Source organism: Bradyrhizobium sp. CB1015, from assembly GCF_025200925.1.
In the GTDB taxonomy this organism is placed as follows: domain Bacteria; phylum Pseudomonadota; class Alphaproteobacteria; order Rhizobiales; family Xanthobacteraceae; genus Bradyrhizobium.
The window spans coordinates 5,222,534-5,249,016 of sequence record NZ_CP104174.1 but is presented as its reverse complement, the minus strand read 5'-3'; the positions used below and the strand labels follow the sequence as shown (position 1 = coordinate 5,249,016).

Here is a 26,483-nt window from a genome sequence, read left to right as displayed (position 1 = left end):
GGCAATTGGCTTGGCCGCGATCGGCAGCTTGTGATCCTAAACAGCCGCGGACTTCCGGAATAGGTCCTTAGCCGAGTAACGCCGAGGCTGTTGGGATGTCGGCTATCGGCGGTGAACGCGGGGCCGTGCTTGCCTCGATCGGCGCCTGACCGTCATTGCTCCGATGGACACATGCGCTGTGCAAAGACACGGTGGGCGGTGTCCCCGCCGGTGCACAATTGGTCTGCTCGACTCACCATTGATCTGAGTCAATCTCTCAGTGTCCTCCCGGCAAATGATTTCGACTGCAGCATGCAAGTAATCAGGCGGCTCCGGCGCAATCCTGCCGAAATGTTCCCGCGAGGGAGGAGGCCTCCATGGCTGACCATTCCACCAATTCAACTGAATCCCGCCTGGCGTCGCCGGGCCTGTCGACCGCAATCACTCGTCGCTCGCTGCTTGGCGGGACCGGCATTGCGGTTGGCGCCGCCGTGCTTGCGCCTCCGCCGAGCATGCCCGGGTTCGCCCCGGCGCTGGCGCAGCCCGCGAGCGCGGATGCCCGACCGCTCGACGAGGCGTTCAAACACCGCGCCTTCGAAGTCCGCGGGGTTTGTGCGAGCAACAACGAGAAAATCTCCGTCGCGCCCCACCCGACGAACGGCGACGAGGCGCGCTACACTAACAAGATCGGTTCCGATTCACGTGGCCTGCCGCACGACAAACGCGGCGAAGTGACACCGGAGGCTTGGCAGGCTCTCTATGCCGCCTGCCAGTCGGGCGATCCCGCCGATTTCGAGAAGATTCCGCTCGGCGGCACTCGCAAACTGGTCAATCCCTTGGGCACGCTGGCAGTCAGCCTCAGCGGCATAAACCCTACTCAGATCGGAATACCCCCGGCACCGGCTCTTGCAAGTGCGGAGCGCGGCGGCGAGGCGATCGAGGTATATTGGCAATCCCTGCTGCGTGATGTCCCGCTTACCGAGTTGCGCGACGACACCTCCAATCGGGACGTGCTTGCGGCAACCGAGGAGATCAACAAGCTTGCCGATTTCCGAGGGCCGAAGTCCGGTGGGCGGGTCACGCCCGGCACGCTGTTCCGCGCCAATGCGCTTTATTTCGACGCAGGCGACCCGAAGGGCCGCTCCGTCACGCCTCCAGGCGTTTTGGACGGTCCGCTGATCTCGCAGTTCCTGCTCAGGGACGTACCCTATGCCTCACAGTGGATGAGTGCTCAAATTCGTACCGCGTCGCCAGCCAGCGAATTCCTCACCGACTACGAGGAGTGGCTGGCCATCCAGAATGGCGCCGCACCGAAGCGCCAGTTGCAGTTCGACGCGACACCGCGATACATCACGACAGGACGAGATCTCGCAGAGTATATCCACTCTGGTCCTGCACTTGGGTGGGCGGCAGCGCTGCTCCTTGCGACCCCAGGCGGCGGGGCCGACAAGCGCTACGCCGGGATGTATCCACCGGCAGAGCCCGTGTCCTCCCCCACGAACCCGTATCGGAAATCGAAAACCCAGGGCCCCGGTGGTGGCACCTTCGGGTTGCCCTACGTCCAGGCACTGCTCGCCACGGGGATCAGTAACTCCGTCCGCGCGTCTTATTGGCAGAAGTATTTCGTACACCGGGCGGTGCGGCCGGAGGCTTACGGCGCTCTGACGCACCATCGCCTCGCCAACGGCGTGAGCGACTACCCCCTGCACGATGATTTCCTGAAATCGGAAGCCCTCGCACGCAGCAAAGCCAAATACGGCACCTATCTGTTGTCGCAAACCTATCCGGAGGGCGCTCCCTTCCACTCCACCTATCCCGGCGGGGCAACGAGCGTTGGGGCGGTCACGGCTACCATATTGAAGGCGTTTTTCGACGAGAGCCGCGTCATCGCCAATCCGGTGCAGCCCGATCCGGCTGACCCGACAAGGCTCGTGCCCTATGACGGCCCGCCGCTTACGGTCGGCGGAGAGTTGAACAAGCTCGCCGTGAATTTCGGCTTCGGACGGAATTGGGCGGGCATCCACTGGCGTTCCGACGCCTCCGCCTCGATGGTGGTCGGTGAGGAAGTGGCCATCTGCATGTTGCGGGACGAGCGCGCTACCCTTCGCGAGCCGTTCGAAGGCTTCTCCTTCACGCGTTTCGACGGCAGCCGCGTGACGATCTGACAACAGACGGGCAGCATTCCTGCCGTGAGGCGCCGGTACCCTGTACGCTAACCCGGGACCGAATGCGAACCGTGAGTTAGCCACTTCCGGCGCCCACGCAGCTCGCCACAGACGCAGAGCGCACGCCAAGTGTTCTATTTCGGAGTGCTGGTCTGGCCACCCGAACCCGTGGTCTGCTCACTTCCCGGTCGGCCCGGAGGATGCGCAGAAGCGGCCGGCTTGTCTTGATCGGCCACGTATCCGGACTCTCCGGAGTTGCGGGTCTTGATCCCTTTGTCCGCATCGCGCTGCATCTGCTCGCCAGGCTGACCAGCCTTGAGGCCTTGGTCTACGTCGCGGTTCATCTCCTCCTTGGTTTGCTCACTGGGTGCTGCCTTTTGCTGTTGGGCCGTTGCTTGGAAGGCAATTGCGCTCCCGGCAACTACAATCAACGCGAGAATTGCTGTTCGCATGTTTCTCCTCCACCGCTTGCTCCGGCCCCTAAACGCGCGAACTCCCCAAGGTTTCCTAGTTTCAATCGCTATTGTCGAAAATCACGTCTTGCGATCAGGTGTGCTGCGCTTAAAGCGCCGATTGGCCCAGCGGCATGCATTGATATGTGTGTTTGACGTTTCACTCGGACAGCAAAGCGGACCCGAAACGATTTTATGAGCACACGCGCTAAGCAAGTCCGCCATCGACCCTGAAACACTGGCTGGTGATGCGCTGGCTGTCGTCGGAGGCGAGGAACAGCGCCATGTTGGCGATGTCCTCGGGCGTCACCGCATCGGGCACCGCCTGGCGCGAGCGCATCTCGGCAATGACCCGATCGTCCGGATACCACAGCCGGCGCTGGCGCTCGGTGATCACCATGCCCGGCGCTATCGCGTTGACGCGAATGCGGTCGGGACCGACCGACCGCGCCAGCGAGTTGGTGAAGCCGACGATCGCCGCTTTCGCGGCGGCATAGACCGGCAGCGCCGGCGCGCCGCGCATCCAGGCGATCGACGACATGTTGATGATCGAGCCGCCGCCGCGCGCCTGCATCTGCGGCACCACCGCTTGCGCTGTGAAGAAGACGTGCTTGAGATTGACGCCGATCATCCAGTCGAACTCGGCTGGCGTCACCTCAGCGAGAACCTGGCGCTGATCGTTGGCGGCGTTGTTGACGAGAACGGCGGCATCGCCGAGCGAACGGTGGGCCTCTGCCATCGCGCTGCGCAGGGCATCGATGTCGAGGAGATCGCAGGGCACGAACAGCGGCGCGGGTCCGGACGAAGCCGCTATCTCCCGTATTAGGGCTTCGCCCGCGTCCCTATCGATGTCGAGGAAGCCGACCCGGGCGCCTTGGCCCGCGAAGGCCCGGACGAAGGCGGCGCCGATGCCGCTGGCGCCTCCGGTAATCAACACCACGCGGCCGGCAAGGCTGGAATAGGTCGTCTTCGTCATGCGATCAGGCGCTCCGTCTCGGGGTCGAACAGGCAAATGCGGCGGGTGTCGAGCGCGAAGGCGGCGGACGTGCCGGGCGCGGGGCGGATGTCCGGGGAGATTCGCGCCATCGCGGGCTCGCCCCCGAGCCGCAACAACACCATCGTCTCGGCACCGGTCGGCTCGACCAGTTCCACCGGCGCCTCGACGAGGACAGGCGCCTCGCTGGAAAACGTGCGGCTGCCCTCGGCAATGCATTCCGGCCTGATTCCGAACACTACCTTGCGCCCGACAAAGGGTGCTGCGGCGTCGTATCCCTTGAGGCGCAGCCGAAGCTCGTCGGGTCGTCCCGCGCCGATCACGACGACCGGCCCGTCATTGTTGGCCTCGAGCCGCGCCGGCATGGTGTTCATCGGCGGCGAGCCCATGAAGCGCGCCACGAACAGATTGGCAGGATAGCGGTACACGGTGTCGGGGTCGGCGAATTGCTGCACGCTGCCCTGATGCATCACCGCGATCCGCGTCGCCATCGTCATTGCCTCGATCTGGTCGTGGGTGACATAGACGATGGTGGCGCCGATGCGCTGGTGCAGGCGCTTGATCTCCATCCGCATCTCGACGCGCAGCTTGGCGTCGAGATTGGAGAGCGGCTCGTCGAACAGGAAGAGCAGGGGATTGCGCACCAGCGCGCGCCCCATCGCCACGCGCTGGCGCTGGCCGCCGGACAATTGCGAGGGCTTGCGGCCGAGCAGCGGCTCGATCTGGAGCAGTTTTGCGACATTCGCGACCGCAGCGTCCTGCTCGGCCTTGGGAACGTGACGGCATTCCATGCCGAAGGTGATGTTCTGGCGCACCGTCATCGAGGGATAGAGCGCGTAGGATTGGAACACCATGGCGATGTCGCGGTCCTTCGGTGCGACATCGTTGACGACGCGCCCGCCGATTTCGATCGTCCCCGCGCTCGGGCGGTCGAGCCCGGCGACGATGTTGAGCAGGGTGGACTTGCCGCAGCCGGACGGGCCAACCAGCACGGTGAACTCGCCGCTCTCGATGTCGAGCGCGATGTCCTTCAGCACCTCCAGATTGGCGTAACGCTTGGATAGGGCGCGAATGCTCAGTGCCGCCATGACAACTCCATCATTTCACGGCCCCGGCAGTCAGGCCGCGGACGAAGTACTTGCCGCCGAGGAGGTAGATCAACAGCGTGGGCAGCGCGGCGATGATCACCGCTGCGCTCTGCACGCCATGCTGCGGGATATCGGCGACTGCGGCGGACAGCGCGATGAGAGCTGCGGTGACGGGCTGCTGCTGGCCGGTGGTGAACGTCACGCCATAGAGGAACTCGTTCCAGATATGGGTGAACTGCCAGATCACCGTGACGATCAGGATCGGCCCGGAGAGCGGCAGGATGATGCGCCAGAAGATGCGAAAGAAGCCCGCCCCGTCGATGCGCGCGGCCCGGATCAATTCATGGGGAATGGCGACATAATAGTTGCGGCAGAACAGCGTGGTGAAGGAGAGCCCCTGAATGGTATGAATCACCACGAGGCCGGTCAGCGTGTTGATGAGGCCGACGTCCCGCAGCACGATGGTCCAGGGCAACAGGCGCATCTGCTGCGGGAGGAACAGGCCAAGCGTCACGATACCGTAGATCCAGTTGTCGCCGCGAAAACGCCAGAGCGACACGGCGTAGCCTGCGATTGCGCCGAGCAGGGTCGAGAAGATCGTGGCGGGAATCGTGACCAGCGCGGAGTTCAGCATGTAGGGCCGGATGCCGGCGCAGGTCTCGGCGACGCAGAAGCCGCTCCAGGCTGCGGCGTAATTGCTCCAGGCCAGATGCTGCGGCCAGCCGATCATCGATCCCTGCGCGATCTCCTCGTTGCTCCGCAGCGAGTTCAGCACCACAACGACGAGCGGCGCGAGCCAGGCCGCGGCGATCAACGAAACGGCGAGATAGATCAAAATCCGGCTAGGTGCGAAGCTGCGATCAGGCATGGGCGGCTCGCCGTCGCTGGATATATCGCCACGCCGCATAGGGCAGCAGCACCGCGAGAAGGATGAGCAACATCAGCACAGCCGCCGCGGCGCCGCGGCCGAGCAGGCTGCGCTGGAACATCAGATCGTAGACGACGAGCGCCGGCAGCTGGGTCGCGATTCCCGGTCCGCCGTTGGTGAGCGCGCGCACGAGATCGAAGGTCGAAATCGCGAACTGCAACTGGATCACGACGACGGTGACGGTGATCGGCCACAGCGACGGCAGGATGATGCGCCGGTAGGTTCGGACCGGTCCCGCGCCGTCGATCTGCGCGGCCTTGATGATGTCGGAATCGACCGAGCGAAGGCCGGCCAGGAAGAGCGCCATGGCGAAGCCCGAGGATTGCCAGATGGCAGCGATGACAATGGTCCAGATCGCCATGTCGCGGTCGATCAGCCAGTCGAACTTGAAGGAGGTCCAGCCGAGGTCGTGGACCAGCTTCTGGATTCCGAGACCGGGATTGAGCAGCCAGCTCCAGACCGTGCCGGTGACCACGAACGACACGGCCAAGGGATAAAGAAAGATGGATCGCAGCACGTTCTCGCCGCGAATGCGCTGATCGAGCAGGATTGCGAGGATGAGGCCGGTCGCTGCGCTCAGCAGCACGAAAGCGCTGCCAAACAGCAGCAGATTGTCGAACGCGATCTGCCAGTTGCGCGATGCCGTGACCGCCGAATAGTTGCGCAAGCCCACCCAGCCCGTAACAGGGATCAGCGTGGACGGCGTGAACGAGATCCAGAGCGTCCACAGCGAGAACGACACGAGATGCGCGGCCGACAGCAGCAGCGGCACCCAGATCATCAGATATTCGGGCAGCCGGCGGATCACGTCAGGAACCGCCGGCCGGCCCGGTCTTGTTGCGACCGGTTTGATCAACGTGCGCCCTCGACAGCCTCGGCGAGGCGGGTGGCTGCCTGCTCCGGCTTGATCGTCTTGTTCTTCACGTACTCCGTGATCACATCGATCATCGCCGCGGTCATTCCGTTTTCCTGCGCCATGTTGTGCGCAAGGCTCAGGACCGCCTGGTTGCTGGCGATAGCGTCTTTCAGGGCGGCTGCGGTTCGCCGTTGCCCATCCGACCAGCCTTCACCGGACAGATCGACATCGGTGCGCACCGGGATCGATCCTGTGATCTGCGAATACATCGTCTGGATCGCAGGATCCATGACGAGCTGGGCCATCAGCGTCTGGCCGGCTTGCAGGTCGGGCTCCTTGCGCTGCCAGAAGATGAAGGCGTCAGCGTTCAGCAGGAAGACCGGCTTGCTGTTATCGCTCGGGCCTGGCGCGATCATGAAGTCCTCGAGCTTGAAGCCGGCATTGCGCAATACGCCCTGCGCCCATCCGCCCATGATCATCATGCCCATGTCGCCGTCGATGAAGCGTTTCAGGTTGGTCGAGAAATGCTGGGCGCCGACATTGGGATCCATCCAGTCGGCGATCTTGCGCACCTGCGCGAACGCAGCCTTGATCTCCGGACCTTCAAGGGCCTTCTTCTCGAGATTCATGATGGCCGCGCGATAGGCGAGAGGACTGATGCCCGCCAGAGCAGCCTCGAATTTCTGTCCGTCGTCCGGGCGGGTGCCGCCATTGGCGATGGGATAGGCGACGCCGCCCGTCTTCATCTTTTCGGCGAGGTCGTTGAAGTCAGCCCAGGTGACGGGGACCTTGTCCGCCTTGCCCTTGTCCATCGCGCGTTTGGACAGGAACAACATGTTGGTGCTGTAGATCTGCAGCGGCAGCGCAATCCATTTGCCGCCGGGCTTGTGCAGTTTTGCAAGGTCTGGAGCGACCACCTTCTCGTAGCCGGCAGCAGCGACGAGGGCGTCGAGATTGACGGTGGGGGCAATCTTCGACCAGGCCGCAATCTCGGGACCCTTGAGTTGCGAGCAGGCAGGCGGATCGCCGGCCATGATCTGAGCGCGCAGCTTGTTCATCATCTCGGTCGTGAAGCCGGGGACGGGCGAGTGCTGCCAAACCCCGCCCTTCTCCTCGAATTTCTTGCCGAGCGCCGTAATGGCGGCTCCGTCGCTGCCCGCGGACCATTGCGAGATCGCGGTCAGTCGCGGCTTGGCCGCGCCTTGCGCGCGGGCAAAGGCCGGAAATGCGAGCGCGGCAGCAGATCCAGCGAGCAGACGACGCCTTGTTGTTGTGATCGGCATGGCAGTTCCTCCCGGTGTGAAAGTTTTCACGCTTGTGGGGCGTTTAGGCTCAGCGCATGTCAGGCCGCCTCCGTCGATGCCGCTGGCATGCCGCCGCGGCTGGCGAGACAGAAGGCGGCGAAGGCGAGCGCAGCCTGCGGATCGTTGCCGGTCGACGGCGGCACGAAGGCGAGGGAGACCTGCGCCAATTTGCGTCCGCCCAGCAGGCAGGCGTCGATCCCATCGACCATTGGTTTCCGATCCTCTTCCGATAGAAGCGACGGCCAGCCGCTGATCGCAACGCCGCCGCACGGCTTGACGTTCAGCGTGTTGCCGATCGCAAGGCCGAGCCGGAACAGCCGCCGGCGCAACTCCTGCCGCACGCGCGATGAGATCGGGACCGTGTTGACCCATTCGTTGCCGAGCTGGAGCAGCTCGGCTTCGGAAACGCCGAGAAGCTCGGCCAGCGCGGGAATAGACGCATAGGCCTCGACGCAGCCATGATGTCCGCAGCGGCAGCGCGGTCCATCAGGCCCGAACACCATGTGGCCGAGCTCGATCGGCTGCAGGGCGTCGGCCTCAGCCGGATCATCCATCCAGGCGCCGGCGACACCGTGGCTGACGAGCACGAACAGATGCGTGTCGTTGAACGGATAATTTTCCGTGCGGCAGCGGTGAAAAGTGGCATGCGCGACGACCGAATTGGTGAATTCGAGCGGCACGCCCGCGAACATCTCGCCGAACATGTCACTGATGCGAGCGACGTCGCAGGGAATGATCGGATTGGCCGATATGCTGAGACGGCCGAGGCCGGGAATCGAGACGCCGATCTGGGACAGGGTGATCCGGCGGCGCCGCGTCCAGTCTCGCAACAAAGTCATGGCTTCGTGAAACGCCCGGCCGACGGTCTCGACGTTCGGCGTCTTCGGCAGCGGCACCCGCTCGGTGTAGTGCAGCTCGCCAGACAGGCCGCCGACACCGACGCTGAGCCGCTGCGCCGTCAGCTCGAAGGCTGCCAGCGCCACCGCGCCGTCGAGCGACACGAGGCCGGTCGGGCCACCGACGTAAGGGGCAGGCCGCCGCACTTCCTCGATCAGGCCTTCGGCCTTGAGGTCAAGCAGGATGCGCGACAGGCTCGCTTCCGACAGGCGCACGGCCTTGGCCAGAGGCGGACGAAACGAACCGCCCGACTGAAGCAGATGAGTCAAAATGGCAGCGCGCGTCTGCCGCCGACTTCTCGGCTGCTCCGGCATTTCCATCCCTGTCGTCATTCTTACTTAGTGTAAGAATTTGCGCGCGAAGGGTTTCGGCTGTCAAGCGTTGGCTGGCGCGATGATCCGACTTGTTGTTGTGCGCGGCAGCAAGTGGAGCGGTGCAGTCCGTTTCGTAGGGTGGGCAAACGGAAAAACGGCGCCATCTTGCGATGACGCCGTTCCGAAAGCCGTGATGGCCTGACGTTAGCGCTTGTCGATCGGCACGTAATCCCGCTTGGCGACGCCGGTGTAGAGCTGGCGCGGGCGGCCGATCTTCTGATGCGGATCCTCGATCATCTCGCTCCACTGGCTGATCCAGCCGACGGTGCGGGCGACCGCGAACAGCACGGTGAACATCGAGACCGGGAAGCCCATCGCCTTGAGCGTGATGCCCGAATAGAAGTCGACGTTCGGGTAGAGCTTGCGGTCGATGAAGTATTGGTCGCTGAGCGCGATCTTCTCGAGCTCCATCGCCACCTTCAGCATCGGATCGTCGCCATGGCCGGTCTCCTTGAGCACGGCATGACACATCTTCTGCATGATCTTGGCGCGCGGATCGTAGTTCTTGTAGACCCGGTGGCCAAAGCCCATCAGGCGGACTTCGGAGTTCTTGTCCTTCACCTTGGCGATGAACTCGGGGATCTTGTCGACCGTGCCGATCTGATAGAGCATGTTCAGTGCGGCCTCGTTGGCGCCGCCATGGGCCGGGCCCCAGAGGCAGGCGATGCCGGCCGCGATGCAGGCGAACGGGTTGGCGCCCGAGGAGCCGGCGATGCGCACCGTCGAGGTCGAGGCGTTCTGCTCGTGATCGGCGTGCAGGATGAAGATCTTCTCCAGAGCGTCGGCGAGCACCGGGCTGACCTTGTAGTCTTCGCAGGGCACCGCGAAGCACATGTTCAGGAAGTTCTCGGCAAAGCCGAGCGAGTTCTTCGGATAAACGAAGGGCTGGCCGACGGTGTACTTGTAGGCCATCGCGGCCAGAGTCGGAATCTTTGCGATCATGCGCATGGAGGCGATCATGCGCTGCTTCGGATCGTTGATGTCGGTGGAGTCGTGATAGAACGCGGCGAGGGCGCCGACGGCCGCAACCATGATCGCCATCGGATGGGCGTCGCGGCGGAAGCCCTGGAAGAAGCGGGCCATCTGCTCGTGCACCATCGTGTGATGGGTCACGCGGTAGTCGAAGTCCTTTTTCTGCGCGGCGCTCGGCAGGTTCCCGTAGAGCAGGAGATAGCAGGTCTCCAGGAAGTCGCCGTGCTCGGCGAGCTGCTCGATCGGGTAGCCGCGGTATTCCAGCACGCCCGCGTCGCCGTCGATATAGGTGATCTTGGACTGGCAGCTCGCGGTCGAGGTGAAGCCCGGATCGTAGGTGAACAGGCCGGACTGGCCGTAGAGCTTGCCGATATCGATGACGTCAGGCCCGACGCTGCCGCTGAGGATCGGGAGATCGAAATTATTGTTTCCGACCGTCAGCGTCGCGGTCTTTGGGCTTGGTTTTGCGTCCATCAGAGGTCCCCGATGTGTGGTGAAACGGGCCCGGAGCCGGAGGCCCCCAGGGAGACCATGGGGGCAGGCCGGATGTTCCAGAATGTGGGGGAGATGGGTATATTATTGCTATGTGCGCTGCAAGATCGCCGCACGCATGATCGACTTACGTCGTAGACTGATCCTTGAGCCGGGCGAGGCTCTCCTGGCGTCCCAGCACGTCCAAAACCTCAAATATACCAGGTGACGTCGTCCGTCCGGTGAGCGCCGCCCGCAGCGGCTGGGCGACCGCGCCGAGCTTGAGACTATTTTCCTCGGCAAAGGCGCGCAGCGCGGCCTCGGTGGTGGCGCCGCTCCACGTCTCGACTTTCTCCAGTGCGGAATGGAGCTGGCCGATCAGCTTGCGGTTCTCGGGCGTCAGCAGCGCCTGCGCCTTGGGATCCGGCGCCAGCGGCCGGTCGGCGAAGATGAAATGGGCGCCGTCGATCAGCTCGATCAAGGTCTTGGCGCGCTCCTTCAGGGCCGGCATGGCCTTGAGAAGCTGCGCGCGCGTGGTGTCGTTTAATTTGGCCTTAATCTCGTCACGGCTCGGCACAATGTGGTCGAGCACGTCCTCGAACATCCTCACGAGTGATTGATCGTCGGCGTGGCGGATGTAATGGCCGTTGAGGTTTTCCAGCTTGGCGAAGTCGAAGCGGGCGGCGGCGCGGCCGACGCTGGCGAGATCGAACGCTTCGATCATCTCTTCGGTCGAGAAGATCTCCTGGTCGCCATGGCTCCAGCCGAGCCGGACGAGATAATTGCGGAGCGCGGCCGGCAGGTACCCCATGGCGCGGTAGGCATCGACGCCAAGCGCGCCGTGTCGCTTGGACAGTTTCGAGCCGTCCGGGCCGTGGATCAGGGGAATGTGGGACATGCTCGGCAGCGCCCAGCCCATCGCATCGTAGATCTGCTTCTGGCGGGCGGCATTGATCAGATGGTCATCGCCGCGGATCACATGGGTGACGCCCATGTCGTGATCGTCGACCACCACGGCGAGCATGTAGGTCGGGTTGCCGTCGCCCCGCAGCAGGACTAGATCGTCGAGGTTCTCGTTCTGCCAGACCACGCGGCCCTGGACCTGGTCCTCGATCACAGTCTCGCCGGTCTGCGGCGCGCGCAGGCGGATGGTGGGCTTCACGTCGCTCGGAGCCGTCGCCGGATCGCGGTCGCGCCACATGCCGTCATAGAGGCGGGTGCGCCCTTCCGCCCGCGCCTTCTCGCGCATGGCGGCGAGCTCCTCGGCGGTGGCGTAGCAGCGATAGGCCTTGCCGTCGGCCAGCAGCTGCTCGGCGACCTCGCGGTGCCGGGCGGCGCGGGCGAACTGGTAGATGACCTCGCCATCCCAGCCGAGCTCGAGCCACTTCAGCCCGTCGAGAATGGCGCCGATCGCAGCCTCAGTGGAGCGTTCCCGGTCGGTGTCCTCGATCCGCAGCAGCATCTTGCCGCCATGCTTCTTGGCAAAGAGCCAGTTGAACAGCGCCGTACGGGCGCCGCCGATGTGGAGGAAGCCGGTCGGCGAGGGGGCAAAGCGGGTGACGACGGAATCGGTCATTCTTGGCAGGGCCTATGCATTGGAGGCGGTGGTGTATAGCAGGACCGGAGCATAACTAAAGCCCGACGGCGGACGGCTAGAGGCCTTGGCGCGGCCACGCGAATTTGGCAGAAGAACCGCTGATTTCCCTACAGGATTTTCGGAAATGACAGAACCGGTGGCAGCTGAGGTTGGGCGCGATTTCATTCGTGACATCATCCAGGCCGACCTCGACCAGGGCAAATACAAGGAAATCGTGACCCGGTTCCCGCCGGAGCCGAACGGCTACCTGCATATCGGTCACGCCAAGTCGATCGCCCTCAATTTCGGCATCGCCCAGGAGTTTCCGGGCCGCTGCCACCTGCGCTTCGACGACACCAATCCGGTCAAGGAAGAGCAGGAATATATCGATTCCATCCAGGCCGACGTGCGCTGGCTCGGCTTCGACTGGGGCAAGAACCTGTTCTTCGCCTCGGACTATTTCGACCGCCTGTACGAATGGGCGGAGAAGCTGATCCGCGACGGCCTCGCTTATGTCGACGACCAGACCCAGGAGGAGATCCGCGCCTCGCGCGGTACGCTGACGGAGCCCGGCAAGAACTCGCCGTGCCGCGACCGCTCGGTGGAGGAGAATCTCGACCTGTTCCGCCGCATGAAGGCCGGTGAATTCCCCAACGGCGCGCGCGTGCTGCGGGCCAAGATCGACATGGCCGCGGGCAACATCAACCTGCGCGACCCCGTGCTGTACCGCATCCTGCATGCGCACCATCCGCGCACCGGCGACGCATGGTGCATCTATCCGAGCTACGACTATGCCCACGGCCAGTCGGACGCCATTGAAGGCATCACGCATTCGATCTGCACGCTGGAGTTCGAGGACCACCGGCCGCTGTACGACTGGTTCATCGAGAAGCTGCCGGTGCCGTCACAGCCGCACCAGTACGAATTCGCGCGGCTGAACCTGACCTACACGCTGCTGTCCAAGCGCGTGCTGACCCAGCTCGTCCGCGACGGCCATGTCGCGGGCTGGGACGATCCGCGCATGCCGACCATGGCGGGCATGCGCCGCCGCGGCGTGCCGCCGGCCGCGCTGCGCGAGTTCGTCAAGCGCATCGGCGTTGCCAAGGCCAACAGCGTCGTCGATGTCGGCATGCTGGAGTTCTGCATCCGCGAGGAGCTGAACCGCACGGCGCAGCGGCGCATGGCAGTCTTGAGGCCGCTCAAGGTCGTGATCGAGAACTATCCGGAAGGGCAGACCGAGGAGCTCGATGCGGTCAATCATCCCGACGATCCGTCGGCCGGCACGCGGAAGATCACGTTCGGCCGCGAGCTCTATATCGAGCAGGACGACTTCATGGAGAACCCGCCGAAGAAGTTCTTTCGCCTGTCGCCGGGCAACGAGGTGCGGCTGCGTTACGCCTATTTCGTCAAGTGCACCGGCGTGATCAAGAACGACAAGGGCGAGGTGGTGGAGCTGCGCTGCACCTATGATCCCGCGACCAAGGGCGGCAACGCGCCCGACGGCCGCAAGGTCAAGGCGACCATGCATTGGCTGCCGGCGGCGACGTCGCAGCCGGCGGAGATCCGCATCTACAACCAGCTGTTCGCCAATCCGAGCCCGGACGCCTCGAATTTCGCGGCCGATCTCAATCCGAATTCGCTGGAGATCCTCGCCGATGCGCGGGTCGAGGCATCCGTTGCGGAGAGCAATTCGACCGAGCCGATGCAGTTCGAGCGCCAGGGCTATTTCGTGCGCGACAAGGACTCGACGCCGGGCAAGCCGGTGTTCTCGCGCACGATCGGCCTGCGCGATACGTTCGCGAAGGAAGTCGCGAAGGGCTGAGGCGAGGGCATGAGCAGCGACGCCGACGCCATCGTTTCCGCCATCATCGCGAAATGGTGCGCCGGCTTCGCGACGCTCGATGCGGCCGCGCTGTCGTCGCTCTATGCGAAGAACGCGTTCTTCTTCGGCTCCAACCCGAAGCTCTATCGCGGCAGGGATGGCGTCGCCGACTATTTCAACGGCCTGCCGCGATGGCGCCAGCCGAGCGTCGGCTTCTCCGAGGTGGCTGCGGCTGAGGTCGTGCCCGATGTGATTAACATGGCCGCGATCGCATCATTCGACCTCGACGAAGAGGCCGCGCAGCTCTCGGTCAAACTGACCTGGGTGATCGTGCGTGAAGACGGCGACTGGAAGATCGCGAGCCACCACGTGTCGTCCAGGGCTGCGCTGATCTAGAGCATGATCCCGAAAAGTGTGAAGCGGTTTTCCGAAAAGATCATGCTCAAACAACTAAAGCGCGATGACGATTCGACCTAATCTCATCGCGCTTTAGCGCCGGAGGCGTATTTCATCGCAACCGCTTCATCCGGTCGCTACAGCTTGTAGCCGATCTTCCTCAGGAGGTCCTTCCGCCACGCAATGTCGGCGTCGGTCTCGATACCCAGCGGTGAGGCGCCATCCACTACGCCGAGCACGCCACGGCCGAGCTCGGTTTGCGCGACGATCACCTGCGTGGCGTTGGCCGTCGCGCAGTAGATGCGGCAGACCTCCGGCACCGAGCGCACGGCAGCTAGGACGTTGACCGGAAAGAAGCCGTCGCCCAGGAAGATCAGAAAAGTGTGGCCGGCGCCGATGGCCAATGCGTTGTTGCGGGCGTGGGTGAGGGCCGCTTCGTCATTGCCCGACCAGCGCACCAGCCGCTTGCCGGAGGCCTCGCAGAAGGCCAGCCCGAAGCGGATGCCCGGAACCGTGCCAACGAGCGCCTCGTGGAGGTCTTCCACGGTCTTGATGAAATGCGACTGACCGAAGATGAAGTTGGCCGCGTCCGGCTTGACGATGGGTACGACGGTGAGTTCCATGGCCGCGCTCCTCCAGGAGAGGGCTACACGATTCATGTTAGGCCGACGGAAAGCGATTGTCAGCCGCCGCCCGAGCCGCTTCGTGGAACCGGCGGACTCGCTCCAGGTCCTTGGCATGCGAACCGTCCTGATCCGTCTTCGTCTTGGAGTCGACGCCGGCTGGGCGGACAGCTTGGATCGCTGCTGCGACGTTGTCCGGTCCGAGGCCGCCTGCGAGGACGACCGGAATACGGACGACGTCCACGATGCGGCGACTGATATTCCAATCATGCGTCACGCCGAGCGCGCCGATCTGCTTGTCGGTGGACCGATAACTGTCGAGCAGCAGAAAGTCTGCAATGCCAACGTAGCTCTCGGCAATCGCGACGCTTTCTTCGGAGAACACCGGTATGCTTCTCATCACGACGATCCCGGGCAACATGCGTTTGAGCGAAGCAACATCTTGCGGGGAAAGCAGTTCGGCGCTGGCTCCCAAATGGACGATTGCGGGGTTGAGCTCGCGCGCCCAGGACGCAATCAAGGAGAGATCCCGGGTCAGGAACAGTGCCGAGAATTTCGATGGCGGTACAATTGCCGCTCCGATCTTGGAAGCCGCCGAGATCGACAGTTCGCGCGGAAATTGGCCGTCTCCGACGAGCACGCCGATATGGTCGATACCAATGGCCGAAAGTGCTGACGCCTCTTCGGGGGTAGAGATTTCATAAATCTGGGTCAACATCGGGCGTAACCTTTCCGAGTCTCAGGCGCGAGGCGCCCCGAACGCCGCCATCACCTCGGCCAGCATCCGCCCCTGCTCTCCCGCATAGCGCGGAGAGAAGTGAAAGGGCTCGACGCGGCGGACATTGGCTTCCCGTGCGACTTCTCCGGCAGCCGTGGTGGTAAGATGAGCCCGCTCCTTCGCTATTACGGCATCCGCGTCCGCAAACGCCGCCTCGATGAAGAGGATGTCTGCATTCTGAATCAGCGCCACGATGGCGGCACGATTGGCCGGCGTGTCGGCAACGTCGGTCACATAGGCGATTTTCTGCCCGGCAGTGACCGTCACGATGTCGCGCAGGCTTGCGAGTGGCACGAGGCGATCCGACTTGGCCGCTTCTTCGATACGGATCAAATGATCGTCGGGGCGACGCTCGACGACGGCCTTCTTCAGCGAGAGCAACCAGGGACCGACGGGTAGCCCACGCTCCGACAGCCTATTCTTCCATACGTTGACATGGGCCGCTTCCTGCAGCGCAAAGCCGAGGCAGGGCGTGCCATGCTCAAGGATCGCGGCTGACACGCGATGGGTCGGTTCATCGCAGAGTACGCCCGCAATGGTCTTGCGAGAGACGGATGGCTCTGCCGCGAAGCCTTTCCTCAGCCGGAACCGCGTGGTGGAGATGGAATTTTCCACTCCAAGTTCGCTGACGTCGAAAACAAGATCGCAGGGATAGTTTTCGACCAGGTTCCAGCGATAGGCCTGAAGCTTGTGAAAGACGTGCTCGGCTAGGCCGGGCGGACCGAACAGCTGTACCGATTTCTCGTGCCCGACGAGCAAACGCAGCAGATGGTCGAAGCCAACGAAATGATCGATATGAGCATGCGAGACAAAGACCTGGTCGACGCGTCGGATCTTCCGTGGCGCCAGTGAAGCAATCTCTCCAATATCGAACAGCAGGCTTCGTTTCTCGAACAGCGTCTCGACATAGACCGTCGGATCGCCGTAGCGACCGTTGACCAGGCTAGGATGGAAAAGCGGTCGCATGACAACAATTCTGCTGCAACAGTTCCAAATGCATCTCCCCTCATCTTAGGGGACGGCGATGGATTCCGCACCGGGCAGGATCGAGCTAGAATACATCAATCGGATCGAGGAGAGAGCCATGAAACTCGTTTCAAGCGCCTTCGCCGATGGTGCCGCAATTCCGCGACGGTTTACCTGTGATGGCGAAAATCTTTCGCCACCTCTGCAATGGAGCGACGCGCCGGAGGGGGCGCGGAGTCTTGTCCTGCTCTGCGACGATCCAGATGCGCCCGCCGGCAAATGGCATCATTGGGCAGTCTACAACATTCCGCCGGCGGTCACGGAATTTGCGATCAACGCCGCGCAGAACGCCAGAATGAAGCAAGCCGTCAACGATTTTCGGAAGGTGGGCTATGGCGGCCCGTGTCCGCCGCACGGCCATGGGCCTCATCATTATCATTTCCGACTGCTTGCCCTCTCGATGGAGGGCCTGTCGACAAAGGCCAATGCATCCTGCAGCGACATCGAGCGAGAGGCGCGCAAGCACGTGATCGCGGAGGCGACCCTCGTCGAAAGAATGCCCTAGATGTCGTAATACAAATGGAACTCGTAAGGATGCGGTCGCAGCCGGATCGGGTCGACCTCCTTCTTGCGCTTGTATTCGAGCCAGGTTTCGATCACGTCGGCGGTGAAGACACCCCCGCGTAGCATGAATGCGTGATCGCGCTCGAGCGCGTCGAGCGCCTGGTCCAGCGATCCCGGCGTGGACTTCACTTCCTTCGCCTCCGCAGGCGGGAGGTCGTAGAGATTCTTGTCGATCGGGCTGCCAGGGTCGATCTGCTTGTCGATACCGTCGAGGCCGGCCATCAGCATTGCAGCGAAGGCCAGGTAGGGATTGCAGGACGGATCGGGTGAACGAAACTCGACGCGCTTTGCGCGCGGATTCGGCGAATACATTGGAATCCGGCAGCAGGCGGAGCGATTGCGCTGGGAGTAGACGAGGTTGATCGGAGCTTCATAACCCGGCACCAGGCGCCGGTAGGAGTTCGTGGTGGGGGCGCAGAGCCCGCACAACGCCCAAGCGTGGCTCAAAAGCCCGCCGATATAGTAGCGCGCGAGCTGGCTCAGCTCGGCGTAGTCGCCCTTGTCGTAGAACAAATTGGTCTCGCCCTTCCAGAGCGACTGGTGAACGTGCATGCCCGAAGCGTTGTCCTCGAACAGCGGCTTCGGCATGAATGTCGCGGTCTTGCCATGCTGATGTGCGGTGTTCTTGACCACGTATTTGTAGATCATCAAATTGTCGGCCATGCGGGTCAGCGTGGTGAAGCGCATGTCGATCTCGTTCTGGCCGCCGGTCGCGACCTCATGGTGATGGGCCTCGATCTGGATCCCCAGAGATTCCATCGTCAGCACCATTTCGGTGCGCAGCGCCTGCATGCTGTCGGTCGGAGGAACGGGAAAGTATCCCTCTTTCGGGCGCGGCTTGTGGCCGAGATTCGGTCCTTCATCCGTGCTGGTGTTCCAGCTGCCTTCGCTGGAGTCGATTGCGTGCATGGCGAAGTTGATGCCCTGTCCGTAGCGGACCTCGTCGAAGACGAAGAACTCGGCCTCCGGGCCGAAATAGCTCGTATCGGCATGCCCGGTACCCTTAAGGTGGGTTTCGGCCTTCTGGGCGATGTAGCGGGCGTCCCGGCTATAGGATTGGCCGGTCACGGGGTCGCGGATATTGCAGATGAGAACCAGCGTCTTTGCCGGACTATAGGGGTCGACGAAGGCCGTCGTCGGATCCGGGACGACGAGCATGTCGCTTTCCTGGATTTCCTGGAAGCCGCGGATCGATGAGCCATCGAATCCAATGCCCTCATTGAGTGCATCGGCATTCACCGCGCTCGGCGGCACGGAAAAATGTTGCCACATCCCCGGCAGGTCGGTGAACCGCAAATCGATCATCTGAACTTTCTCGTCAGTGATCGCCTTCACAAGGTCTTCGGCTGTCGTACATTTCGCAACCATGGCTTCGCTCCCAGGTCAGCGTCCCGAGATCGCGTAGCCGTTCGGCCGCAACCTGGCGGCTCGCGACGGACTGTGGTCCACGTTCGGCGTTGCCGCCGCAGTCAGGCAAGCTTTGCGCGCCGGCAGTCAGCTTTGGTGCGGCCCGCGCATCAGCTTCATCGCATCTTCGATGTGCCGCCAGGTTTTTGCCAATTCGAGCTCGCCCTTCTGCTCGAGTTCGATGGCGTTTTGAGCGGCTTCCGCAATGGCCTTGGGGCCATGGGCTTCCAGCAACTGCCGCGCATAGTCGTGGATTTCCATTTCTCGCATGGCGTCATCTCCCTCTGCTCCGGGCGCGAACTTCCGCGGCACCGGGAAACGGTCGACATTGACACCTGTCCAGCGGCGACAGTCTGCATCCGGGTGCGCCGCACTCGCAAGGGCCTCTCCGGGCATGGGGGCAGCCGGGCTTGGACGCCGGCTCCTGGACCGGCCCTCGCGGCAACACAACGCAGGCCGGACGGATGATTTTTCATCGGTACGTCCCCAGATAAGTAAGAGAGGGGAGGTGAGCATTATGCGCATCCAACATTGGCAAGACGCTGCCAGCCTGTTGGTGGGCGTGTGGCTGGTCCTGTCGTCCCCTATCCTGGGTTTATCCGGGGCGGCTGTCTGGATCACCATCGCGCTCGGGCTCGGCGTCATGCTGTTTGCCGTAGAGGCCTTTATCATCCCGTCCTACCTGGAAGAGTGGGGCGAAATGCTGCTGGGCCTGGCGCTGGTGCTGGTGCCTTGGACCATTGGCTATGACCAGGCAGCAGCCACGGCGAGCAGCGTATTGTCGGGTCTGCTGGTGATCTTGCTCGGTGGCTGGGAGCTGACGACCGATCGTGACTTCAGCGCCTGGTGGCACGATCGCTGGCATCATCCGGCCGGCTGACGAGAGCAATCGGCCAAATTCTCCGCCGACCGCTACCGGCTGGCGGCCGGAGGCGAGCCTCGACTTGAGCACGCCGAGGACAACGCCTGGACGTGACGGGATTTCAATGACCCTCGTCGCGCAGAGAGGCCGATGCGGCCTGGTGCAGGCCTTCTCGGATCTTACACCAAGGCCTGCACCAAAACCTTGCACAAGACTATTCGTCACGATGCGGTTTTGGGCTCGATCGGCTGCCAGATGCTGATCTTGCGCGTCTCCGGCATCAGGAACAGCGCGAGCAGGAAGCATACCGCGGGGACCGCGATCGGATAGATCAATGCGTAGCCGATGCTCCCGGTCGCTGCGAATGCCGCCGACGTGATGAACGGCACCAGTCCACCACCCCAGCCATTGCCGATGTGGTACGGCACCGATACCGACGTGTACCTGATCCTGCCCGGAAAGAATTCCGCCAGGAACGCGCCGACCGGCCCGTAGACCATCCCAACGTAACAAACGAGGATGAAGATGATGAAGATCGCGGTCGGATAGTTGATGTTGCCGGGCTGCGTGACCGCTCCCAGCCATAGATACAGCGGATAGTACGTGATCGCGGCGAGCAGCATGCCGCCCAGGATGACCGGCTTGCGGCCGATCTGATCCGACAGCCAGCCGAAGAAAATCAGGCTCGGTGTGGCAATCAGCAGCGCGGCTCCCACGATGTAGGCGGAGGTCAGCGCGTCCACCTTCGAGACCTGCTGAAGGAAATACAGCGCCCAGAACTGACCGCTGTACCAGACCACGCCCTGTCCGATCAGGACCACGATTGCGATCCCGATGAATTTGACGTTCGAACTGAGGAAGGCCTCCTTCCACGGATTCGCCGTCATCTGGCCGCGGGCCCTGATTTCCTGGAAGATCGGCGTCTCCTGGAGCTGGAGCCGAATGTAGATTGCGATGGCCACAAGCAGGAAGGACACCAGGAACGGAACGCGCCACGCCCATTCGTCAAAAACCTGATTGCCGAACCAGGTCCGTGTCAGGATGATCACGGCCAGGGACACGACGATGCCGAGAGTCGGCGAGGTCTGCAGCCAGCCGGTGTAGTAGCCGCGCTTGTCGTCCGGGACATGCTCTGCGACATAGGTGATGGCGCCGCCATATTCGCCGCCCAAACACAGACCCTGAATCATGCGCAGGCCGAATAAAAGGAACGCCGCCGTCAGTCCGATGGACTGGTAGGTCGGGATCAACCCGATTGCTCCCGTACCCAGTCCCATTCCGCTCAGCGTGATGAGGAACGTATATTTTCGTCCGACCCGGTCGCCCATCCATCCAAAGAGGAAAGCTCCCAACGGACGGATCAGGAATCCTGCAGTGAATAGCGCGATCGTGCTGAGGAGGGCTGCGACCGGGTGGGACTGTTCGAAGAACTTGACCGACAGAACTGCGGCCAGACTGCCAAAGATGTAGAAATCATACCATTCGATGACGTTTCCCACCGACGCAGCAACAATCACGCGGCGAAAATCGCTCGGTACTTGAATTGCCATGTGCTGCTCCTGTCAAATTCAGACGCTACTCTTGACGCTTTTCAGCGCCCGTCGCTCGCGCAGTACGCTTGGTGCGCGACGCCACAGGCGAGAATTGCGAGTTGCGTCCGCAACGCCAAATCTCAGGAGGTTCGAGCCACCTGAGAAAAAGCTCCAGCGGTCGTTTCGGTACCGCGAGCTATCACGACCTGCCCGTCTACCGGGGAGGCGGAGAAGCAGTGTAGTCCCGCCGGGGCTGGCGTCTTATGAGACTTTCGGCTCAATCGACCGGACCGGGGCTGCCCCGTCCTGAGATGGAACGGTCGCCCACCGCGCTCGGCGCTCTTGTCACGAACGAACGGAAAGCCTCAGGCGTTATGTGGGTCCAATGAGGATCCCGCCATGCAGAACATCGCAGAGCATATAGAAGTGATCGGCGCCGACGACGTCCATGTCGGCACGGTCGACCGTGTCGAGGGCAACCGCATCAAGCTGACCAAGAAGGACAGCGGCGAGGCAGCCACAAGGGGCACCATCACTTCATCGACAAGGGGCTAGTCGCCGATGTCGAAGGCAACAAGGTCCGGCTGTCCGCCAAGGCGTCGGTGGCCGTGACCATGGAAGAGGAAAAGTAGGGCGCTCCGTCGCCTGTTCTCGATCTGTACCGCTATTCCCGCAGCCGCACGGTCCGGTAGCCTCCGCACCCGTCGCGTATCGTAAGGTGCAAGGGAATGGCGGAGCCGGGGCGGCCAGGACGCTCCCAGGGAGTTGCCGGGACGTGGCCGGTCGGCCGCGCCGCCCCGGCCGGCGGCTTTGCGCCGGCGGGCTTTGGCATCTGGCCGGCAATCGTCGCAACGCTGCGGCAATGGGCGCGCGCCGAGGCCGGGCCTGGCCGACTGTTGCCGTGGCTGCCCGTCGCCTTCGGCGGCGGCATTGCGCTTTATTTCGCTGCCGATCATGAGCCGGTGCTGTGGGTGGTCGCCGCGACGGCCATCGCGCTAATGTTCGGCGCCGTGCTATTGCGGCGGAGCCGGCTGTTTGCGCCTGCCATCATGCTCGCGGCGGTCGCATCCGGCTTTGCCATGGCGACCTGGAAGACGGCGCGCATCGCTCATCCCGTGCTGGCCAAGCCGCTCTATTCGGTGTCGCTGTCGGGCTTCGTCGAAGCGCGCGACATCCGCGAGCGTACCGATCGCTTCGTGCTGCGCGTCAGCGCGATGGAGGCGCAGCGCAGCGAGGTCAAGCTCGAGCGCGTCCGCCTCTCGGTGCGCAAGGGCACGGCGCCCGAAGTCGGCAGCTTCGTGCAATTGAAGGCGCGGCTGATGCCGCCGATCTCGCCGGTGCGCCCCGGCAGCTATGATTTCTCGCGCGACATGTTCTTCCAGGGCATCGGCGCCTCCGGCTTCGTGATGGGCGCGATCACGGCGTCCACGCCGCCGGACGCCGGCGGCTTGCGGCTGCGCTACGCCGCCTTCATGCAGGGCCTGCGCGACGCGATCGACGCGCGCATCCGCGCAACGCTCGAAGGCGACAACCGCGCGATCGCAACGGCGCTGCTCACGGGGCGGCGCGATGCGATCACCGCGCCCGTCAACGATGCCATGTTCGTCTCGGGGCTCGGCCATGTGCTGTCGATCTCCGGCTATCACATGGCGGTCGTCGCCGGCGTCGTCTTCTTCGCGGTGCGCGCGCTGCTGGCCTTGATCCCGGGCCTGGCGGCCGGCTTTGCCATCAAGAAATGGTCAGCGGCCGCGGCGCTGGTCGCGGCCGCGTTCTACCTGCTGCTGTCGGGCGCGGAGGTCGCGACGCAACGCTCGTTCTTCATGACGGCAGTGGTGCTGATCGCCGTCATGGTCGACCGCCGCGCCATCACCTTCCGCACGCTGGCGGTGGCGGCGCTGATCGTGCTCGCGGTCGCGCCCGAGGCGCTGGTGCATCCGAGTTTCCAAAGATTGAATGCGTCATGGTCTTAAGCGCCGTTTAAGGTAGCGAAGACTTTGAGATATCTAACGTTTTTGAAGTTGCGGGCATCGCTGCCCCGGAACGAAAGCCGTTCAAAACTGGGCAAAACCCACGGATTGCCGGCGCAGAGTCCCGGAAAAAGTCCCGGAGTGGCTAGCGGACGTTCACGTGGTGTTCGGTGCCCGAGATGCCCGGCGTCGTTCGCGGGGCAAGCTGGTCGGTCTCAAGGTGCCCTTTCCTAGGAACACATCGAGAGCGGTCGGATTGATGCTTTGCTCCAGCTGTAGCCCCCTCTGCGTGTTGGAGCATTCCAGCGGCCCCAGCCGCCGCCAAAAGCTGGGGCCGTTTTCTTGCGCGGACCGCAGGAACAGTAAGCGCACAAGAGAATCGTAGTTGCAGCCTTCCTGACCAGGGGGACTGTAATGCGATACGTTGCGTACGCGGTCGATTTATCCGGCGTTGCTCGTGCGGCCTATGAGATTGATTGCCAGACCGACAAAGACGCCGAGGCTAGGGCTCAAAAATTCTTGGAGGCCCATCCGACCGTTGAGGTTTGGGATGGTCCGCGCCGAGTAGCCCGCCTGGTACGCGAGCGCGGGACGTCGGACCACCAGACATGAGGCTCGGTCACAGAGAGGATTGTGGGGCGCCGGTTTAGTGCGAGGCCGCGGAAATCGCACTACTCATTACCGGTTCAACCGCTAACCTCGGGAGACCTTTCATGGGTAACCGCGCCGCTCGTCGTGCTTGGGCATCTCGCGTTCTGTCTGATGCCCACCTAACCGATCTGGACAAAAAGCTTGCGATGACGATCGCGGACATGGACAGACGTGGCTTTTCGCTATGCCGGATGGGAGACGACTTTTTCTTCCAACCTAAACCGCAGTACGCGCTGGCAAACACCAGTGTGGGATTTTTCTAACATCGACTGATTTACGAGGACGCTAAGTGAAGATTACGAATGTGCGGCCCGGTTGGGACGCCAAGCACGTTGCGAAAATAGATCTAGAGATTGCTCCAGGCGTAAGGGCCGTAGACGTTTTGGTCACGCGCAAGCCAGACGGCTCTATGCGAGTGTTCAGCCCTGGAGTCCGCTTCGATATAGGGATTGCTGACGACATCGCGCGCGCCGCTGTAGCGGCCGGAGGGCGTGGCCATGGAGGGCGATAAGCCGAGCCTCGCGGAAGGTGCCATCGGTCCAGTGCAGCAGTTCCAACTTTTGCTGTATGCCACCAAGGACACAGAACTCTCTGCTTGTGATCTGGCCGTCCTGGCCGAGCTTGCCGATAGATTCCTGAAGGACGGTCCCAAGGGCGGCGCAACGCGACCGACATCGGCTGCACACCTCGCCAAGGAAACGGGGCGTGACGATGCCAGCACAGCCCGTTCAATCGCTCACCTTGCCGAGCGCGGATACATATCCATTGCTGAGCAGGGCATCGGCCGGCGCGGCAATACATATCTTCTACCGTTTAGGTGGGTGCGAGACACCGCGACCGCCATTTACAATTACATAAAGCCGCTCGCGCAAGCCAAAAGGCGGCGACGTCGTGCACAGCGTAGTGACCGCACCCGTGCGGTATCTAGCGGCGACACCGTAGCTACCGCACCCGCGCGGTCACTACGTAGCTTTGTTACCGCGCCCGTGCGGTACCTAGACGGCGTAGCTACCGCGCCGACGCGGCACCAATCCTATGGCCTTCCTATGGAAGGGCCTATAGATGCCGACATGTCGGCGGGCACCTATGGGGTGCCGCCGCCAGTCGTCACGAAGAAGATTGTTGGCGCGACCGTTGAAACGGAAGATGGCGAGAGCTGGCTTTCCCTCGATTTCGAGGAAGGTGGTGGCGACATCATAGCGGTGGAGTCTGCCGACAAGGATATGCAGGCTGACGGGCAGAGGGAGCTAGAGCTGTTGTGTGCGTCTGCCGGCCTCGATGAAGTCAATGAGCCAGCAGAGCTAATTGGATGTCGCGTCTATCTACGGGGCGGGCGATATGTGCTCGCTCCGGCTAACGATAACGGTGTAGCGGACGACGAGGCCGCATGAACCTCACTGCACTTAGCTAAGCGTGCAGCCGGAAACCGGTCACGCCAAGAGCCAGCAAATGGCCCGAACGTCACGTCCCCTGAGACAATCTATGAAGCAAACCCCGCTCGAGTCCCGCCTTGCCCGTGCAGGCAGGCGTTCAGATTTGCGCCTCCTGCAAGACTATGCCGCTCCGCTCGCGCCTTCGGCATGGTTCGCAGCCAACGATAGCGAGGTTGGCAGCACACAAGTAGATAGGATCGTGGAGATCCGGCCGAGTCCCGACGAAATAGTGCGGATTGCCGTGAAACGCGCCATCGGGATCCGCGGCGGCTACGGCCCGATTACCCCCGCAGAACTGGACGCAGCTGCTAGGAGCCACATCAAGGTTGAGAACGGGCGCATTGTAAAATGGCGAGGCTCGGACAACCGTTGGCACGAAGCCGCTGAGCTATTCAGGCAAGCGAAGGGCGGCCGGCGCATAAGCGATGAAGAGCGGCAGGCCGACAATCAGCGGCACCTTTCTATTCGTGGTAGCGGCGGGTTTCCGATGGTGTCGACCTATCGTGAGCGTGGCTCCGAGGGTGAGGATTATCGACGCTTGCGCTCAGCCCATTGGACGCAGAGTCTGTGCGCATGCAATGACAATCGACGGATGGAGATAGACCGCACGGGTCTAGGTTCGCGCGCCACATTCGCCGAAGCCCGTACCAATGCCGGCCTTGCGCCAGCAGAACGGTGCCCAACTGCCGTTGCGCACGGTGCTGAGTTCCTATCGTATCGCGTGCACAGCAATCCGACCGCAGCCAAGGGCAGCTTCGTCGGTGCGCCAGACGCGGCTGAGAATGCCATCGTGGCCGACACGGACGCGCCACGCGTTCAAGCTGCGTTGGGCGATCACCTCGCGGTATTGGAAGCCAGCTTAGACGGTCTGAACGCGCGCGAGATTGGCGCAAAACGGGGCTGGGGCACGGGCAAGGCAGGCGAGCGCAAGGGCGTGGCATTGCAGGACGCAGCACTGGTGGCGCTGGAGAAGATCGCGGCCTAACAATGAAACCATGGTCTAGCCTCATTTGAGACCGGAATCTTCGAAGAATATCCCTCCGCGCTATAGCGGGGGAGTCTTCAAGACGTGGCGAACGAGCGGCGACGCAATGTCTATGCTGGACAGATATTTGTCGACGGCAGTCCTGTGCGGTGCAAGGTCCGCCACCTCACCGATTCCTCTGCGATAGTCCAAATCGATAACGCGCCTTTCGTGCCCGCAGCCTTCAGCCTGCGTGTTCCAAGTGCCGGTGTAGACATTGGCTGCTCGGTAATTTGGCGCGACGAGCGCCGTCTCGGCGTGAAGTTTCTGAGCTAGCGACCTGTTTTTTTCGTAGACAAGCGTCCCCGCCCGCAGGTGGGACCGTATTAACACGTAGGGATG

Annotated in this window: 23 protein-coding genes and 2 pseudogenes; 10 read left to right on the top strand and 15 right to left on the bottom strand. The window is 62.8% G+C overall.

Going from position 1 to position 26,483, the window contains the following annotated elements:
- Positions 1 to 356: 356 nt before the first annotated feature.
- Positions 357 to 2,144, top strand: a complete 1,788-nt coding sequence (locus N2604_RS24435; protein ID WP_260370728.1) for a vanadium-dependent haloperoxidase — start codon at positions 357 to 359, stop codon at positions 2,142 to 2,144.
- 134 nt (positions 2,145 to 2,278) lie between these two features.
- On the opposite strand, the gene N2604_RS24430 is transcribed toward N2604_RS24435, so the two are convergent.
- From N2604_RS24430 to gltX, 9 genes are all read right to left on the bottom strand, one after another.
- Entirely contained in the window at positions 2,279 to 2,596 is a 318-nt protein-coding gene (locus N2604_RS24430) for a hypothetical protein (protein ID WP_260370727.1), read from the bottom strand.
- Positions 2,597 to 2,804: 208 nt separating this feature from the next.
- Entirely contained in the window at positions 2,805 to 3,572 is a 768-nt protein-coding gene (locus N2604_RS24425; RefSeq protein WP_260370726.1) for an SDR family NAD(P)-dependent oxidoreductase, read from the bottom strand.
- Complete coding sequence (locus tag N2604_RS24420) at positions 3,569 to 4,678, bottom strand: ABC transporter ATP-binding protein (RefSeq protein ID WP_260370725.1); 1,110 nt, start codon at positions 4,676 to 4,678, stop codon at positions 3,569 to 3,571. The genes N2604_RS24425 and N2604_RS24420 overlap by 4 nt, the downstream gene beginning before the upstream one ends.
- Before the next feature lie 10 nt (positions 4,679 to 4,688).
- On the bottom strand, positions 4,689 to 5,546 hold the full coding sequence (locus tag N2604_RS24415) for a carbohydrate ABC transporter permease (RefSeq protein WP_260370724.1): 858 nt from the start codon (positions 5,544 to 5,546) through the stop codon (positions 4,689 to 4,691).
- Positions 5,539 to 6,387, bottom strand: coding sequence for a carbohydrate ABC transporter permease (locus N2604_RS24410; protein ID WP_409241747.1), 849 nt, complete (start codon positions 6,385 to 6,387; stop codon positions 5,539 to 5,541). The genes N2604_RS24415 and N2604_RS24410 overlap by 8 nt, the downstream gene beginning before the upstream one ends.
- Before the next feature lie 71 nt (positions 6,388 to 6,458).
- Positions 6,459 to 7,745 carry an ABC transporter substrate-binding protein gene (locus N2604_RS24405; RefSeq protein ID WP_260370722.1) on the bottom strand — a complete coding sequence of 429 codons (1,287 nt, stop codon included), beginning with the start codon at positions 7,743 to 7,745 and terminating at the stop codon, positions 6,459 to 6,461.
- 59 nt (positions 7,746 to 7,804) lie between these two features.
- A complete protein-coding gene (locus tag N2604_RS24400; RefSeq protein ID WP_260376301.1) occupies positions 7,805 to 8,983 on the bottom strand; it encodes an ROK family transcriptional regulator in 1,179 nt (392 codons plus the stop codon).
- Between the two features lie 198 nt (positions 8,984 to 9,181).
- Entirely contained in the window at positions 9,182 to 10,483 is a 1,302-nt protein-coding gene (gltA, locus tag N2604_RS24395; RefSeq protein WP_260370721.1) for a citrate synthase, read from the bottom strand.
- A gap of 145 nt (positions 10,484 to 10,628) precedes the next feature.
- Positions 10,629 to 12,056 carry a glutamate--tRNA ligase gene (gene gltX / locus N2604_RS24390; RefSeq protein WP_260370720.1) on the bottom strand — a complete coding sequence of 476 codons (1,428 nt, stop codon included), beginning with the start codon at positions 12,054 to 12,056 and terminating at the stop codon, positions 10,629 to 10,631.
- Between the two features lie 145 nt (positions 12,057 to 12,201).
- Here gltX and N2604_RS24385 point away from each other — a divergent pair, with 145 nt between their 5' ends.
- A complete protein-coding gene (locus tag N2604_RS24385) occupies positions 12,202 to 13,878 on the top strand; it encodes a glutamine--tRNA ligase/YqeY domain fusion protein (protein WP_260370719.1) in 1,677 nt (558 codons plus the stop codon).
- 9 nt (positions 13,879 to 13,887) lie between these two features.
- On the top strand, positions 13,888 to 14,274 hold the full coding sequence (locus N2604_RS24380) for a nuclear transport factor 2 family protein (protein WP_260370718.1): 387 nt from the start codon (positions 13,888 to 13,890) through the stop codon (positions 14,272 to 14,274).
- A 137-nt stretch (positions 14,275 to 14,411) separates the two neighbouring features.
- Here the strand turns inward: N2604_RS24380 and N2604_RS24375 are convergent, their stop codons facing one another.
- Genes N2604_RS24375 through N2604_RS24365 form a run of 3 tightly spaced genes read right to left on the bottom strand, consistent with a single transcriptional unit; the run spans position 14,412 to position 16,641 of the window.
- Positions 14,412 to 14,897: an adenosine-specific kinase gene (locus tag N2604_RS24375; protein WP_260370717.1), complete on the bottom strand. Its 486-nt coding sequence runs from the start codon at positions 14,895 to 14,897 to the stop codon at positions 14,412 to 14,414.
- A 37-nt stretch (positions 14,898 to 14,934) separates the two neighbouring features.
- Positions 14,935 to 15,615, bottom strand: a complete 681-nt coding sequence (locus N2604_RS24370) for a phosphoribosylanthranilate isomerase (protein ID WP_260370716.1) — start codon at positions 15,613 to 15,615, stop codon at positions 14,935 to 14,937.
- Positions 15,616 to 15,636: 21 nt separating this feature from the next.
- Complete coding sequence (locus N2604_RS24365; protein WP_260370715.1) at positions 15,637 to 16,641, bottom strand: MBL fold metallo-hydrolase; 1,005 nt, start codon at positions 16,639 to 16,641, stop codon at positions 15,637 to 15,639.
- Positions 16,642 to 16,759: 118 nt separating this feature from the next.
- On the opposite strand from N2604_RS24365, the gene N2604_RS24360 reads away from it, so the two are divergent.
- Positions 16,760 to 17,206 carry a YbhB/YbcL family Raf kinase inhibitor-like protein gene (locus N2604_RS24360; protein WP_260370714.1) on the top strand — a complete coding sequence of 149 codons (447 nt, stop codon included), beginning with the start codon at positions 16,760 to 16,762 and terminating at the stop codon, positions 17,204 to 17,206.
- On the opposite strand, the gene glnA is transcribed toward N2604_RS24360, so the two are convergent.
- Positions 17,203 to 18,633, bottom strand: a complete 1,431-nt coding sequence (gene glnA, locus N2604_RS24355) for a type I glutamate--ammonia ligase (protein WP_260370713.1) — start codon at positions 18,631 to 18,633, stop codon at positions 17,203 to 17,205. The two genes, N2604_RS24360 and glnA, sit on opposite strands and share 4 nt — an antisense overlap.
- 126 nt (positions 18,634 to 18,759) lie before the next feature.
- Complete coding sequence (locus N2604_RS24350; protein WP_027574389.1) at positions 18,760 to 18,942, bottom strand: hypothetical protein; 183 nt, start codon at positions 18,940 to 18,942, stop codon at positions 18,760 to 18,762.
- A gap of 247 nt (positions 18,943 to 19,189) precedes the next feature.
- Between N2604_RS24350 and N2604_RS24345 the strand changes: the two genes are divergently transcribed.
- Positions 19,190 to 19,552 (top strand): SPW repeat protein, encoded by a 363-nt coding sequence (locus N2604_RS24345; protein ID WP_260370712.1) that lies wholly within the window; start codon positions 19,190 to 19,192, stop codon positions 19,550 to 19,552.
- 203 nt (positions 19,553 to 19,755) lie between these two features.
- On the opposite strand, the gene N2604_RS24340 is transcribed toward N2604_RS24345, so the two are convergent.
- Complete coding sequence (locus N2604_RS24340) at positions 19,756 to 21,084, bottom strand: MFS transporter (protein ID WP_260370711.1); 1,329 nt, start codon at positions 21,082 to 21,084, stop codon at positions 19,756 to 19,758.
- A 381-nt stretch (positions 21,085 to 21,465) separates the two neighbouring features.
- Here N2604_RS24340 and N2604_RS24335 point away from each other — a divergent pair.
- From N2604_RS24335 to N2604_RS24315, 5 genes and pseudogenes are all read left to right on the top strand, one after another.
- Positions 21,466 to 21,698, top strand: a pseudogene (locus N2604_RS24335) (DUF2171 domain-containing protein).
- A gap of 96 nt (positions 21,699 to 21,794) precedes the next feature.
- Positions 21,795 to 23,012 (top strand): annotated as a pseudogene (locus tag N2604_RS24330) (ComEC/Rec2 family competence protein); the annotation flags it as partial.
- 734 nt (positions 23,013 to 23,746) lie between these two features.
- On the top strand, positions 23,747 to 23,947 hold the full coding sequence (locus N2604_RS24325; RefSeq protein ID WP_260370710.1) for a hypothetical protein: 201 nt from the start codon (positions 23,747 to 23,749) through the stop codon (positions 23,945 to 23,947).
- A 234-nt stretch (positions 23,948 to 24,181) separates the two neighbouring features.
- Positions 24,182 to 25,075 carry a hypothetical protein gene (locus N2604_RS24320; protein ID WP_260370709.1) on the top strand — a complete coding sequence of 298 codons (894 nt, stop codon included), beginning with the start codon at positions 24,182 to 24,184 and terminating at the stop codon, positions 25,073 to 25,075.
- 91 nt (positions 25,076 to 25,166) lie between these two features.
- On the top strand, positions 25,167 to 26,102 hold the full coding sequence (locus N2604_RS24315) for a hypothetical protein (protein WP_260370708.1): 936 nt from the start codon (positions 25,167 to 25,169) through the stop codon (positions 26,100 to 26,102).
- Positions 26,103 to 26,483: the final 381 nt, after the last annotated feature.